We start from the raw sequence: 14,059 nt of genomic DNA, 5'->3' as shown, positions 1-14,059 counted from the left end.
GGTCAGATCTCCCGCGCCGCCTCGGCCTGTCCGAGCGCCTTCTTGCGGGCGATATCCTCCAGCGCAGCAATGTATTTCGCGCGGTCGGCGGCACCGGCCTCCCACGCGTCCTTGCGATTGCGGACGACCTTGGCCGGGGCCCCGACCGCGATGCTGTAATCCGGGATCTCACCCTTGACGACGGCGTGGGCTCCGAGCACGCAGCCCCGCCCGATCCTGGTCTCGCGGAGGATCGTCACCTTGGCGGCGATCCACGTGTCCGGCCCGATCCGCACCGGGCCCTTGACGATTCCCTGATCCTTGATGGGCATGTTCACATCGTCCATCCGATGATCGAAATCGCAGATGTAGCACCAGTCGGCCACCAGCGTCGATGCGCCGATCTCGATGTCGAGGTAGGTGTTGACGACGTTGTCCTTACCGAACACCACCTTGTCGCCGATCCGCAGCGAGCCCTCGTGGCAGCGAATGGCATTACCGTCGCCGATGTGGACCCAGCGCCCGATCTCGAGACGAGAGAGTTCGGGGGTCGAATGTATCTCCACGTTCTTGCCGAGAAACACCATGCCCCTCAGGATCACGTGCGGATTGGCGAGCTTGAACTTCGCGAGGCGGTAGTACCGCACGAGGTACCACGGCGTGTACGCCTTGTTCGCGAGCACCCAGTCGAGAGACGCACGCGTGAGGAACCGCGCCTGCTCGGTGTCGCGTCGTCTCGACCCGCGCCAGCGTGTCCGCAGCGGCGCGTTCCACATACTCGTCATGGACGTTCACCCTAGTTTCTCGTTCGCCCGCTCTCTGCCGGCACCCTTGCGCGGGCTAGGGTTGCCTGTCGACTGTTGCTCGTCGACGAGACGAACACAGACGCCCCGGCACCACGTCGGGCACGGAAATCAAGACACGGGGAGCGATCGATGCGCGGCGTCACGGCCAAGGGCAGGACCGGCAGAAAGGTCACTGCGGTCGCTGCGGCGATAGTCGTGGTGACCGTGAGCGGTTGCAGCGCCGACACCTCGGCCATCGAACCGCTCTCCCCCGATTCGTGGCCCGCAGCGCATGCGAACTCGCACAACAGCGGTTCGACGGCCGTGTCGGTGTCGACACCTCTGTCCCTGGACTGGACGCGCCCCACGGGCGGCACGGTGACCTCTCCGGTGTCCATCGGATCGACGGGCCAGATGTTCGTCACTGCCGCCACCGAATCCGGCTGCAACCTCTTCTCGTTCGAGATCGACTCCGCCCGCAAGCGCTGGTGCAATCGAGTCGGGCCGTCCGTCGTCACTGCCACGCCGACCGTCGATTCGGCCATCAACGTCTACATCGGCGACGACGGCGGCATGAACTCGTACAACGACCACGGACAACTGCGTTGGCGCACACCGGTGTACGGAGTGCCCAAGTCCGCCCAGTTCCTCGGGGACGGCAGCCTGCTCTCGATCACCCAGATGGGCCAGGTCAGCGTTCTCGATTCGCAGAACGGGCAACTCCGAGTGCCCATTCTGGATCTGGTTCCGACGCCGGATTTCCTGACCGAGCCGAACTCCGATTTTCAGCCGATGGACACCGGACTCGCCCAGTGCAGCTCGGGTGGATCCGAATGCCCCGTACCCGCAGCACCCGCGGTGGACAGTGCGACCGGAACGATGTACCTGACACTGTGGCGTCCGGGTTCGATTGCACCACAACTCGTTTCGGTGCAGTACGACCGGGACGGCTCTCCCGGACTCGTCGAACGCTGGTCCTCGGACCTGCTGCCCGCCGGAGTCGCGTCGAGTCCGGTGCTGTCCGAGGACGGGTCGACGGTCTACCTGGCCGACGTCGACGGCAGGTTGACCGCGTTCGACACCGCCGACGGGCGACAGAAGTGGACCGAGGGCACCGGGCTCGGCATCGGTGCCAGTCCCTCGATCGCTTCCGACGGCACGATCGTGCCGTCGGGCGGGGACGGCACCCTCATGGGCGTGCGCGACAACGGAGATTCGGCCGAGCGAGTGTGGGTCCGCGACGACATCGAACAGGCAGGCAGCGCAGCCCAATCCGCAGACGGACGCGGCCATACCGTCGTACGCGAGGACGACGGGCTGGCCCTGCTCACGTTCGACGCGGCCACCGGAGAAACGGTGGACGTGCAACCGGTTCCCGACGTCGTCGGCACCACCGTCGGCACGTCCATCGGCCCGGACGGCCAGGTCGTCACCGCGAGCTACCTCGGCGAGATCTTCACCTACACGGGCTGAGCGACAGCGCCCGGAGCGCAGACGAACGCCACCGCGGACCGTTCGACTCGGGCGATCACCACAGACAACGCCACGGAGCCGCGCAGTTTGAGCCTGGGCCGCAGTATCGCCGGATCCACGTCGACCCCGCGGACGAGAATCTCCACCGAGCCGCAATCCATCCGATTCAGTTGTTGCCGAAGCACTTTCTCCGAGAACTTGGACTGCTCGAGAATTCGAAAGCCGCGCACCCCGGCCGGGACGGTGTCGCCGGTCAGATACGCAATTCTCGGATCGAGTTGCCACAGACCGAATCTGGCTCCGTAGTGCCGAACCAAACCGGCTCTGACCACCGCCCCGTCCGGATCGACCAGATAGCGGCCGGGGGGCCGAACCGGAATCTCGTCCGACTCGGCATCGGTGAATTCCAGAACACTGCCGTCGGATCGAAGAACCGCTGCCCGACGCCGAACACCGCGCTCGCTCAACCCCTCCGACCACAGGCACGCTTCTCTCACTCCTCCGTCGAGCGAGACCACCTCGATCTCGCCGGCCCAGTCGAGCGCATCGAAATCCAGGCCGGGCGCACACTTGACGACCAGGTCTCGGCCTCGATAGGCGTCGAACAGATCCGGGAGCGGCGGCTGCAGAGCCGCCGGGTCATGGCGTCGCCGCCCACCTGCTCGGCGGCCGGGATCGGCGACGACGACGGTCTCACGCGTCGTCGGGGTCAGTGCGTCGGCGCGCAGCAGAGTGGCCTCAGGAACGTTGTGTGCGGCCATCCGAAGCCGAATCGGGTCGAGATCGCTGCCCACCGCCAACTCCGCCGTAGCGACGAGGACGGACAGTTCACTGCCGATCGAACACGTGACATCGTGCACCCGTCGCCCCGCGAGTCGAGCGGCCCGCCTCCGCGCGACGAGCGTCGGCGTGGCCTGCTGGACCGCCTCGTCGGTCACCAGCCACCGATCGGAGTCGACCAACTTCACTCGGGCCTTGCGGCGGACCGTGACCGTTTCGATCAGTGCACTCGCGTGGTCCGGGAAGCGAGTGCGCACCGAGGCCGTGTCGCGCACCGACGTTCGAGCGCTGAGCTCGAGATCGTCGACCGCAGCAAGAGCTCCGGCACCGGCCTCGCTTGAAAAGAAGTCGAGGTCGGTGCCGGTGAATTCGTAGCCCACTAGCGGACTCGAGCGCAGAGCCTGCGGCGGTCCGAGCCGATCAAGCGCGAGGGGCGGGCTTGATGCCGGTGATCATCACGTTGTAGAACAGTCCGCGCGGAACCACGTGCTGCAGCACGTTCTCGTCCACCCAGCTCAGTGTCTTCCAACCGCCGAAGGCGAATTTCGCCCAGTTCCATCCCAGCTTGCCCTCGGGTACTGCGGCCTCGAAGGTCCGCACCGGCCAACCGAGCAGAGCGGCGGCGAACTCCTCGGTGTTCGCCTGCACGGACTCGGCACCGGCCGAGAGCGCGATGTGCTCGAGATCGGTGGGATCGAACGTGTGCAGGTCGACGACGGCCTCCAGTGCCGCCGCTCGCGAGGATTCGTCGAGCTCTTCCTGCGGCTTGCGCCAGCTCGCCAGGAACGGAAGTTTGGTCGCGCGGGTGGTCGCCTCCCACGTGATGCGTCCGAGCCACCGTGCGTAGAAGTTGCCGACCGTGGTGGGTTCGCCCGCGAAAACGAAGCGGCCGCCCGGCTTGAGTACCCGCAGCACCTCTCGCAGGGACTGTTCGACGTCCGGGATGTGATGGAGGACGGCGTGCCCGACGACGAGATCGAACGTGTTGTCGTCGTACGGAATCGTCTCCGCATCGGCGACCCGGCCGTCGACGTCCAGGCCGAGGTGCTCGGCGTTGCGAAGAGCGACCTTGACCATGCCGGGCGAGAGGTCGGTGACCGAGCCCTTGTCTGCGATGCCGGCCTGCATCAGGTTGAGCAGGAAGAACCCGGTACCGCAGCCCAGCTCGAGGGCGCGGCCGTACGGAAGTGCGGATTGCGCCGACGCGTCACCGGAGACCGCCTGATCGAATCTGCCGCGCGCGTAGTCGATGCATCGCTCGTCGTAGGAGATCGACCACTTGTCGTCGTAGGTTTCGGCTTCCCAGTCGTGATAGAGCACCTGAGCCAGTTTGGTGTCCGACCGTGCGGCCTCTACCTGCTCGGCAGTGGCGTGCGGGTTCGGGGCTGGATCGACCTGGCGGTCATCGGTCTCGGACGACGCCGAAGGCACCGAGTTCGAGATCGATCGATTGACACCGTCGTGGGGGCTTGCAGTCATCAGGCGAGCCTACTATCCGGTAGCTGTGGAACAACTCTGCTCTGCGGGACCGTTGCTTCACCGCCCGGTGAAGGTCGCTTTACCAGGGCCGTCGGCCACGAACGACGTCATGCCGATCGTGCGATCCTCGGTGGCGAACAGCGCCGCGAACTGCTGAGCCTCGATCCGAAGACCGGTGGTGAGATCGACGTCGAGCCCCTGATCGATCGACGCCTTCGCCGCTGCGAGCGCTCGCGATGCACCCGTGGTGAACTGCATGGCCCAGGCGCGCGCTGCGTTGTACACCTCGTCCGGTGCCACCACCTCGTCCACCAATCCGATACGCAACGCTTCCTCGGCACCGACGAAGCGGCCGGTGAAGACCATGTCCTTTGCACGGCTCGGGCCGATCAGCCGAGCCAGCCGCTGCGTTCCGCCGCCGCCGGGGATGACACCGAGCAGCACCTCGGGGACACCGAACTTGGCGTTGTCGCCGGCGATCCGACGGTCCGCACCCAGTGCAACCTCCAGCCCACCACCGAGTGCGTACCCGGTCACGGCCGCGACCACGGGCTTGGGAATAGTACTGAGCGAGCCGAGGGCCGACTGCAGATCTCCGGCGATCGCGGCCATCTCCGACGCGGACAGCGCCACCATCTCCTTGATGTCGGCACCGGCGGCGAAGACCTTCTCGCCGCCGTAGACGACGACGGCCTTGACGTCGGCATTCACCGTGGCCTCGCGAGCCGCCGCTCGGATCTCGTCCTGCATCTGCCGATCGAGCGCATTCATCGGCGGACGGTCGAGGCGGATGGTGCCGATGCCGTCGGACACTTCGAGATTCACGAACTCAGCCATGGGCCGAAAGGCTACCGGGCCGAGGACTAGCGATCCGACCAGGGATGGCGCGTTCCGGCGTAGTACGCGTCGTCGCCGTCGAAGAGCACCCGGACAGTCCCCTCGTCGCGGGTGAGGATCGGCAGAACCGGGGCGATCTCGCGGTCGTGGTCGACGACCTGTGCGACGGTGTCGAACCGAGACAGTGCGTCGAGTTGGCTCCAGGTGGGCGGAAGGAGGATGGTGTTCCCCGACCGCCAGTCCGCCAGTGCGTCACCGGTGGAGCGCCAGCTCACCGACGCCGCCTCGCTGGTCTCGCCGTCCGCATTCTGCCCCTCGGGCAGCACTGCGACGAAAAACCGGGTGTCGTACCGTCGCGCTTCGCCCACCGGGGTGATCCAGTGCGACCACGGCCGGAGCAGATCCGATCGCAGAACGAGGTCGTGGGCGGTGAGGAATTCGGCGAACGACACCTCACGGCGCTCGAGCCGACCCCGCTCTCCCGCGAACGGAGCGGTGTCGGCAACGATCGAATCCGGTGTCGAGCCGGCCAGCAGCACACCGCACTCCTCGAACGTCTCGCGCGCCGCGGCACACACCAGGGCCTGCGCCTTGCCCTCGTCGGTTCCGAAGCGCTCGGCCCACCACGACGGCGGCGGTCCTGCCCAGCGGACGTCAGCTGCCGCGTCCGAGGGGTCGACGCCGCCACCGGGAAACACCGTCATGCCACCCGCGAAGGCCATGCCACCGACACGTTCGAGCAGGAACACCTCGATGTCGGGTCGTGACAGGCCGTCACGAATCAAGATGACCGTCGAGGCGTCCCGGGCCTGTACGTGATCGGCAGCACTGTTCGAGCTCATGAAAGGGAACGTACCGCTGCATTGCGCAGCGGAGTCGATCGGTCCGCTCTATCGGCGGTGCGCCCCGGCAGCGCGGGTCCGCCGCGCGAAGAAGCGACCGTCGACGCGATCGAGTGCGATCGACTGACTGAACGCCTCGGTCAGATTCTCTGCGGTGATGACGTCGTCGACCAGTCCCTGCGCCACCACCCCGCCTTCCTTGAGCAGCAACGCGTGACTGAATCCCGGCGGAATCTCTTCCACGTGATGGGTGATCAGCACGGTCGCGGGGGCGTCTGGATCGGCAGCGAGGTCGGTCAGCCGCGCCACCAGTTCCTCGCGTCCACCGAGGTCGAGCCCTGCCGCAGGCTCGTCCAGCAACAGCAGTTCGGGATCGGTCATCAGAGCGCGGGCGATGAGAACGCGCTTTCGTTCGCCTTCCGACAGCGTGCCGTAGGTGCGGGTGGCGAGATGCTCGGCACCGAGGCTCTCGAGCATTTCCACTGCACGCTCGGTGTCGACCGCGTCGTATTTCTCACGCCAGCGCCCCAACACCGAGTAGCCGGCGGACACCACCAGATCGGATACAAGTTCGTCGGCCGGAATGCGCTGCGCCAGCGAGGAGGACGACAGACCGATCCGCGGTCGGAGTTCGGAGACGTCGGCCTTGCCCATGACCTCGCCGAGAACGTGGGCGACACCGGACGTGGGATGGATTTCGGCCGCAGCGATGCGCAGCAGAGACGTCTTTCCGGCACCGTTCGGGCCGAGGACCACCCACCGTTCGTCCAGTTCCACCTTCCAGGTGACGGGTCCCACCAGGGTCGCACCGCCGCGGCGGACGACTACGTCGGTGAAATCTACGAGCAGGTCGGGATCCGGTTCAGACACGACGCCTATCTTCCCGCACATCGACCGCGCATTCACGGCAGGATGTGCACGCGTGTCGCCCAATGACGATCTGCCTCGTAGCTCCCACCGGACCACCGGCGACGAGTCCGCCTCGAACCCGCCCGGATCACCGTTCCCACTGGGTGCCACCGCGTTGCCGACTGGCACGCAATTTGCAGTCCATGCGCCCGAGGCCGATGGAGTCGAGGTGTGTCTGATCGATCCGGACGGCGGTGAACGACGGGTGGAACTGACCACCCGCACGTTCGGAATTCGGCATGCCTTCGTCCCGGGAGTGCAGCCCGGTGATCGATACGGCTTCCGTGCCCACGGGAGGTGGGATCCGCACTCCGGCCGCCGGTTCAACGGTGCGAAGATTCTGCTCGATCCCGCGGCACGCCAGGTGATCGGCGCATTCGGAGACCCGTCGGCGTTGCTCGCCTACGAGGACGACCCGTTCGGCGCGCCCAGTTCTCGCGACTCGCTCGGGCACCTCCCGCTCGGCGTCGTCCGCGCAGCTGCCGATCGCGTCGGCCGTCCCGCGCGCCCCGAGGTACCGTGGGACCGAACCGTCCTGTACGAGCTGCACGTGGGGTCGTTCACTGCCCGCAATCCTGCTGTGCCCCAGCATCTTCGCGGTACATACCTGGGGCTGGCCGAGCCCGCGGTCCTCGAACATCTCGCACGCATCGGCATCACGTCGGTCGAATTGTTGCCCGTACACACCACATTCACCGAACCCGGCGTCCGCGCCCGAGGTATGCGAAACCACTGGGGGTACTCGACGGGTGCGTACTTCGCACCGGATCCGCGTTTCGCCGCTGTTCCCGGTGAGGAGGTGGACGAATTTCGCACCATGGTCGACGCGCTGCACGCTGCCGGGATCGAGGTGATCCTCGACGTCGTCTACAACCACACGTGCGAATCCGCGGTCGACGGCCCCTCGATCAGCTGGCGTGGGCTCGATGCGCCCGGCTACTACCTGCTGGACGGACGCGGATCGGACGTCGATCTCACCGGCTGCGGCAACACTCTCGATTCCGCGTCCCCCGCGGTCGTGAGGATGGTGTGCGACAGCCTTCGGTACTGGGTCGAGGACATGGGTGTGGACGGGTTCCGATTCGATCTCGCCAGCACTCTCGGTCGGCCCGGCGGTTGGCGATTCGATTCTCGCGCACCGTTGTTGACCGCCATTGCCACCGACCCGGTCCTGGCTCGGGTCAAATTGATCGCCGAGCCGTGGGACGCCACCGGTGCCGGCTATCAGGTCGGCAACTTCGGGGTGGCGTGGTCGGAATGGAACGATCGCTACCGCGACACGGTGCGATGCTTCTGGGCGGGCCAGCACGGCGTCCGCGAATTGGCCTCGCGTCTGGCCGGTTCGGAGGACCTCTTCGCGGGCGGCGGACGCCTACCGTGGGCGTCGATCAACTTCGTCACCGCGCACGACGGGTTCACCGCCCGAGATCTGGTGTCGTACGAGCACAAACACAACGAGGCCAACGGCGAAGAGAACAGGGACGGTACCGACAACAACTCGTCGGTCAACCACGGCGTCGAGGGGCCGAGCGACGACCCATCCGTCGTCGAGGCTCGGGGACGCCATGTCCGAGCACTACTGGCGACCCTGACGCTCTCCACCGGTACACCGATGCTGCTCGCCGGCGACGAACTGGGACACAGCCAGGGAGGCAACAACAACGCGTACTGCATCGCCGAGGATGCACCGGCGGCGGACGCCTGGGCCATCGACTGGGACAGTGCGGATCAGAACATGATTCGCTTCGTGGGTCGACTGCTCCGCGTCCGAGCGAGCGCTCCGACACTGCGTCAACAGGAGTTCTTCACCGGCCGCGCGACACCGACCGGCCGACCCGATCTGGTGTGGTTCGATTCCGCCGGAGTCGAATTCGACACGGACCGATGGAACGACGACTCGGTCCGCACCATTCAGGCCTGGGTGGACGGTTCCGACGTCCGCTCCTATGCCTCCGACGGCGGGCAGGTCGACGACGCCAGCTCGCTCCTCGTCCTCCATTCCGGCGGCCCCGCCGACATCACTCTGGCGTGCCCGAGTTGGTCGTCGTCGCGGTTCGTTCCGGTCCTCGATTCCTCGTGCGTGGACGGCGTGCCCGCGGATACCACTGCGCTGGAACCGGGTTCGACGATATCGGTGACCGGATCGACAGTCCTGGTACTGCGCAGCGCAGGCAGATGAGTCATGAACAATTGCACGAGCGGACCGACTCCGAGCGCATAGAGAACCGTCCCGACGCCCAGCGTCCCACCGAGCAACCAACCGGTGAGCACCACCGTCAACTCGATTCCGGTGCGGGTGAGGCGAATCGACCATCCGGTCCTGGCCACCAGACCGGTCATCAGTCCGTCTCGCGGCCCCGGACCCATCCCGGCACCGATGTACAGCGCGGTTGCGAACGCGTTGACCACGATGCCCGACACCATGGCCAGGGTCCTGATCGGGAGCCCGTCGAGATGCGGCAACACCGCCGACGTCGCGTCCACCGCAACGGCGATCACCACCACGTTGCTCACGGTGCCCAGACCGGGGCGTTGCCGCAGCGGGATCCACATCAGCAGGACGGCCACGCCGGTGATGGCGGTGATGGTTCCGAAGCTGAGCGAGAGGTGACTCTCGAGACCCTGGTGAAAGACATCCCAGGGGTTGACGCCCAGTCCACCGGCGATCATCAGCGACATCGACGCCCCGTACAGCCACAGCCCCACGTAGAGGGCGGCCAACCGAGAAGGAAGCCGGCGACCGGCGACAACACGACGTGGTGAGGTGAACATGCTTCCAGTCTCGGGGCTACTGGATATGTTCGGCATAGCCACTTGTGCGACAGTGGACCCCAGATCTAGGGAACGGCAATCACGGTCGTCGAACCCGGTGCCACTTCGGTGAAACCTGCATCCCGCACCGCGACGGCACGTCCAGCGTGAACCTCGCCCAGCGCGCGCGTCCATTGTTCCGGATTCGCGGATCTGACCGAACATTCGAAGCCCGCCGTAGCCCACTCACGGCACTGTGCAGTGCTCATCGCACCCGCCAGCAGCATCGACGCGTGCCCCACCTGAGCCGCTGCCTTGCCGACCGTCATCGACAGGGAGGCGTCGATCCACAGCACCGGGCCGGGCGAGACCGACGGTTCGTCTTCGGCCGGCACGTCGGTCCCACCGATCTGCAGCCGCTTGATCCGCGGATCCAGCTCTCCGACCCGACCGGGCACGAATGCGCGTGCCGACGCTCCCCCGACGTCGACCGTCACACCCGGAACATCCTGCGCCGCACGCCACTGCGCACCGCGTGCACGTCGGGCAACTTTTCGGATGCGTGCCGACGTCCACTCGGTGAAGGCCTCGTTCCACGACGCGCCCACGCCCACTCGTGGGTCCAGGCACAGCGCAACGGTTGCTCGCGCAGCCGCCTCGAGCAACTCACTACGGAGAGGCGGATCGATTTTGGGGATGTGCAGCACCAACGGCATGGCCAGAACCTGTGACGGATCTGCCGGGTCCTCCGCTCCGCCGTACCCACGAGCGAGCTCGGCGTGGCGCGAGACGAACGTGTTCTCCGGTGAGAATTCCTCGACCACAGTCTCGGCCACCACGTCATCCGATGTGTCGCCGGGAGTGGGATCGCCGGTCACGGGATCGCCGGTCACGGGATCGGGACGCGGCGGACTCCCCCGTCCACTGCGTCCGCGGCTTCGATCTCGTTGCGGGTGACGCCGAGGATGAACAGGACCGCATCGAGGTACGGATGGGAGATAGCGGTGTCGGCGATCTCTCGCAACGCAGGCTTGGCGTTGAAGGCAACCCCGAGGCCTGCTGCGGTGAGCATGTCGATGTCGTTGGCTCCGTCGCCCACGGCGACGGTCTGCTCCATCGGCACTCCCGACTGCGCCGCGAATTCACGCAGTGCGGTCGCTTTCGCAGCACGATCGACCACTTCTCCGATGACTCGTCCGGTGAGCTTGCCGTCGACGATCTCGAGGGTGTTCGCCTTGACGTAATCGAGTTCGAGTTCGTGAGCGAGGCCCTCGATGACCTGTCGGAATCCCCCGGACACGACGCCGCAGGCGAAGCCGAGACGCCGCAGGGTGCGGATGGTGGTTCTGGCCCCCGCGGTCAGTTCCAGGCTTTCGCCCACTTCGTCGATGACGGATTCGTCGAGTCCCGCCAACACGGCGACCCGCTGTTCGAGCGACTCCGCGAAGTCGATCTCACCGCGCATGGCAGCTTCGGTGACCGCACGTACCTCGTCCTCGCGTCCCGCGCGGGCAGCCAACATTTCGATGACCTCACCCTGGACGAGCGTGGAGTCGACGTCGAACACGATCAGTCGCTTGGATCGCCGTGCGATTCCGCCGCGCTGCACCGCGATGTCGACGCCGATTCCGGCGGCGATGGCCGCGAGCCCCGTGCGCAACTGCAGGTCGGCATCCGGCGACGTGTCGGTCGCGGTCACCTGCAGTTCGAGGCCGGTGACGGGATAGTCGGCAATTCCGCGTATGGAATCGATGTTCGCGCCCTGGCGGGCGAGTTCACGGGAGATGGTGCTGAAAGCGCGCGCTGTCACGGGTCGTCCCAGAACGACGACGACGTGGGTGGCCAAGCTCTGACCACCGCCCCGCGCGGTGTCGATCTCGACATCGACGTGAACACCGACCGTCGCCATCGCGTCCTCGAGCTCCTCCTGGAGCGCCTCGGGATCGCGCGGGCAGGACAGGAGAACGCCCAGTGTCAATCTGCCGCGGATGACCACCTGCTCGACGTCGAGCAGACTGACGTTGTGCCGTGACAGTGCTGCGAACAGCACCGATGTGACGCCCGGCTTGTCGGGTCCCGTCACCGTCACCAGCACTGCGGTGTCACTCGAAGTCACCGAATCTCCCTTTCGTGCACGGCCCCAGCGGCCGGATAGGTCTTCGTGTCACCTGTCGTGGACGAGCGAGCCCGAACACGCCACGAGATTGTCGCAAGCGAAGAGCCCCACCCGGTAGCCGGGAGGGGCTCTCGCTGCGCTGTGGACTACTTGGGGTCCGGGTCTCCTGACCCTTCGTGATCGCTGGTGGCGATCGGGGCCCGGCGGGCCTGTTCGAGCACTGCGGTGGTCTTACCGCCGTGCGCTCCCGGCCCGACGTGCGCTTCCGCGCGCATCCGCTCGACCATGTGCGGGTAGTGCAACTCGAACGCCGGACGCTCGGAACGGATCCGAGGCAGTTCGGTGAAGTTGTGTCGCGGCGGCGGGCACGAGGTGGCCCATTCCAACGAGTTGCCGTAGCCCCACGGATCGTCGACTGTGACGACCTCGCCGTATCGGTAGGACTTGAACACGTTCCACACGAACGGCAGTGTCGAGGCACCGAGGATGAAAGCACCGACCGTGGAGATGACGTTCAACTCGGTGAACCCGTCCGAGGGAAGGTAATCGGCGTACCGACGCGGCATGCCCTCGTTTCCGAGCCAGTGCTGCACCAGGAACGTGGCGTGGAATCCGAAGAACGTCAGCCAGAAATGCCACTTGCCCAGAGCCTCGTCCATCATCCGGCCCGTCATCTTCGGGAACCAGAAGTAGATGCCGGCGTACGTCGCGAACACCACGGTGCCGAACACCACGTAGTGGAAGTGGGCGACCACGAAGTACGTGTCGGTGACCTGGAAGTCGATGGGCGGCGATGCCAGCAGAACACCGGTCAGACCACCGAAGACGAAGGTGATCAGGAACCCGATCGAGAACAGCATCGGCGTTTCCAGTGTCACCTGGCCTCGCCACATCGTGCCGACCCAGTTGAAGATCTTCACACCGGTGGGCACAGCGATGAGGAACGTCATGAAGGAGAAGAACGGCAGCAGCACAGCGCCGGTGGCGTACATGTGGTGCGCCCACACGGCGATGGAGAGAGCGGCGATCGCGATCGTCGCGTAGATCAGACCCGAGTAGCCGAAGATCGGCTTACGCGAGAAGACGGGGAACACCTCGGAGACGATTCCGAAGAACGGCAGCGCGATGATGTACACCTCGGGGTGGCCGAAGAACCAGAACAGGTGCTGCCACAGCAACACGCCACCGGTGGCCGGATCGAACAGGTGCGCGCCCAGGTGACGGTCGGCCGCCAGGCCGAGCAGCGCCGCCGTCAGCAGCGGGAAGGCCAGCAGAATCAGGATCGACGTCACCAGGATGTTCCAGGTGAAGATCGGCATGCGGAACATCGTCATACCGGGGGCGCGCAGGCAGATCACCGTGGTGATCATGTTGACGCCACCGAGGATGGTGCCGAGACCGGCAACGGCCAGGCCCATGATCCACAGGTCCGCGCCGACGCCCGGCGAGTGCAGAGCCGACGTCAGTGGGGTGTACGCGGTCCAACCGAAGTCCGCTGCGCCACCGGGAGTGATGAACCCGGCCGTGGTGATCAGGGCACCGAACAGGTAGAGCCAGTACGAGAACGCGTTCAACCGTGGGAACGCGACATCGGGGGCACCGATCTGCAGCGGCAGGATGTAGTTGGCGAATCCGAACACGATCGGCGTCGCGTACAGCAGCAGCATGATGGTGCCGTGCATGGTGAACAGCTGGTTGTACTGCTCGTTGGACAGGAACTGCATTCCCGGTATGGCCAACTCGGCGCGCATCAGCAGCGCCATGAGTCCACCGACCAGGAAGAACGCGAACGATGTCGCGATGTACATGATTCCCAACACCTTGGGATCGGTTGTCGTCACCGCTTTGTGCAGGAACGACCCCTTCGGTCCCGTCCGCGGCGGGAACGGCCGAGCAGCATCCACCGCAGGTGCGGGCCTAGGCGCTAGGGCAGTCACAGATCCTCCTGATTGCGCGTCGGACCTCGAACCACGAGGCGACGTCATCTAGTCGTGCGCTCCTCGAATCGTAGACCTTCGGACCGACGCTTGCCGAACCGGTCCTACCGTGTGTCGTATTGGGCCCGATCGGCCGTGCCCGGATCGCGCGATCTGCCTGCGCTGTCGGCC

At 66.1% G+C, this 14,059-nt stretch carries 11 protein-coding genes and 1 pseudogene; 2 read left to right on the top strand and 10 right to left on the bottom strand.

Going from position 1 to position 14,059, the window contains the following annotated elements; genetic code table 11:
• Window positions 1–2: 2 nt before the first annotated feature.
• Window positions 3–764, bottom strand: a complete 762-nt coding sequence (locus AB0362_RS00610; protein ID WP_068045796.1) for an acyltransferase — start codon at window positions 762–764, stop codon at window positions 3–5.
• A 150-nt stretch (window positions 765–914) separates the two neighbouring features.
• Between AB0362_RS00610 and AB0362_RS00605 the strand changes: the two genes are divergently transcribed.
• On the top strand, window positions 915–2,237 hold the full coding sequence (locus tag AB0362_RS00605) for a PQQ-binding-like beta-propeller repeat protein (RefSeq protein ID WP_317532353.1): 1,323 nt from the start codon (window positions 915–917) through the stop codon (window positions 2,235–2,237).
• On the opposite strand, the gene AB0362_RS00600 is transcribed toward AB0362_RS00605, so the two are convergent.
• Genes AB0362_RS00600 through AB0362_RS00580 form a run of 5 tightly spaced genes read right to left on the bottom strand, consistent with a single transcriptional unit; the run spans window position 2,225 to window position 7,066 of the window.
• A complete protein-coding gene (locus AB0362_RS00600) occupies window positions 2,225–3,397 on the bottom strand; it encodes a class I SAM-dependent methyltransferase (RefSeq protein WP_149405522.1) in 1,173 nt (390 codons plus the stop codon). The two genes, AB0362_RS00605 and AB0362_RS00600, sit on opposite strands and share 13 nt — an antisense overlap.
• Before the next feature lie 40 nt (window positions 3,398–3,437).
• Window positions 3,438–4,496 carry a class I SAM-dependent methyltransferase gene (locus AB0362_RS00595; RefSeq protein ID WP_269593579.1) on the bottom strand — a complete coding sequence of 353 codons (1,059 nt, stop codon included), beginning with the start codon at window positions 4,494–4,496 and terminating at the stop codon, window positions 3,438–3,440.
• Window positions 4,497–4,553: 57 nt separating this feature from the next.
• Window positions 4,554–5,333: an enoyl-CoA hydratase-related protein gene (locus tag AB0362_RS00590; protein ID WP_068045804.1), complete on the bottom strand. Its 780-nt coding sequence runs from the start codon at window positions 5,331–5,333 to the stop codon at window positions 4,554–4,556.
• A gap of 26 nt (window positions 5,334–5,359) precedes the next feature.
• Complete coding sequence (locus AB0362_RS00585; protein ID WP_283346999.1) at window positions 5,360–6,175, bottom strand: NUDIX hydrolase; 816 nt, start codon at window positions 6,173–6,175, stop codon at window positions 5,360–5,362.
• A 48-nt stretch (window positions 6,176–6,223) separates the two neighbouring features.
• Window positions 6,224–7,066, bottom strand: coding sequence for an ABC transporter ATP-binding protein (locus AB0362_RS00580; protein WP_068045832.1), 843 nt, complete (start codon window positions 7,064–7,066; stop codon window positions 6,224–6,226).
• A gap of 49 nt (window positions 7,067–7,115) precedes the next feature.
• On the opposite strand from AB0362_RS00580, the gene glgX reads away from it, so the two are divergent.
• A complete protein-coding gene (glgX, locus tag AB0362_RS00575) occupies window positions 7,116–9,263 on the top strand; it encodes a glycogen debranching protein GlgX (RefSeq protein ID WP_317532480.1) in 2,148 nt (715 codons plus the stop codon).
• Here the strand turns inward: glgX and AB0362_RS00570 are convergent.
• The 4 genes and pseudogenes from AB0362_RS00570 to ctaD form a co-directional block, all read right to left on the bottom strand.
• Window positions 9,206–9,856 (bottom strand): annotated as a pseudogene (locus AB0362_RS00570) (membrane protein); the annotation flags it as partial. The gene glgX and the pseudogene AB0362_RS00570 sit on opposite strands and share 58 nt — an antisense overlap.
• A 65-nt stretch (window positions 9,857–9,921) precedes the next feature.
• Entirely contained in the window at window positions 9,922–10,728 is an 807-nt protein-coding gene (locus AB0362_RS00565; protein ID WP_317532352.1) for a peptidyl-tRNA hydrolase, read from the bottom strand.
• Window positions 10,725–11,951: a phosphoserine phosphatase SerB gene (serB, locus tag AB0362_RS00560; RefSeq protein ID WP_068045812.1), complete on the bottom strand. Its 1,227-nt coding sequence runs from the start codon at window positions 11,949–11,951 to the stop codon at window positions 10,725–10,727. The genes AB0362_RS00565 and serB overlap by 4 nt, the downstream gene beginning before the upstream one ends.
• A 146-nt stretch (window positions 11,952–12,097) precedes the next feature.
• Window positions 12,098–13,888 (bottom strand): cytochrome c oxidase subunit I, encoded by a 1,791-nt coding sequence (gene ctaD / locus AB0362_RS00555; protein WP_068045815.1) that lies wholly within the window; start codon window positions 13,886–13,888, stop codon window positions 12,098–12,100.
• Between the last annotated feature and the right edge of the window lie 171 nt (window positions 13,889–14,059).

This window comes from Rhodococcus sp. NPDC079359 (genome assembly GCF_040702585.1).
Taxonomy (GTDB): Bacteria; Actinomycetota; Actinomycetes; order Mycobacteriales; family Mycobacteriaceae; genus Rhodococcoides.
The sequence above is the reverse complement of the archived record's forward strand: the minus strand, read 5'-3'. Positions and strand labels throughout refer to the sequence as shown.

Excerpts from the sequence above, each read along its gene's own strand:
- AB0362_RS00610 (WP_068045796.1), bottom strand. The coding sequence starts at position 764 with ATGACGAGTATGTGGAACGCGCCGCTGCGGACACGCTGGCGCGGGTCG.
- AB0362_RS00605 (WP_317532353.1), top strand. The coding sequence starts at position 915 with ATGCGCGGCGTCACGGCCAAGGGCAGGACCGGCAGAAAGGTCACTGCG.
- AB0362_RS00595 (WP_269593579.1), bottom strand. The coding sequence starts at position 4,496 with ATGACTGCAAGCCCCCACGACGGTGTCAATCGATCGATCTCGAACTCG.
- AB0362_RS00590 (WP_068045804.1), bottom strand. The coding sequence starts at position 5,333 with ATGGCTGAGTTCGTGAATCTCGAAGTGTCCGACGGCATCGGCACCATC.
- AB0362_RS00585 (WP_283346999.1), bottom strand. The coding sequence starts at position 6,175 with ATGAGCTCGAACAGTGCTGCCGATCACGTACAGGCCCGGGACGCCTCG.
- AB0362_RS00580 (WP_068045832.1), bottom strand. The coding sequence starts at position 7,066 with ATGTGCGGGAAGATAGGCGTCGTGTCTGAACCGGATCCCGACCTGCTC.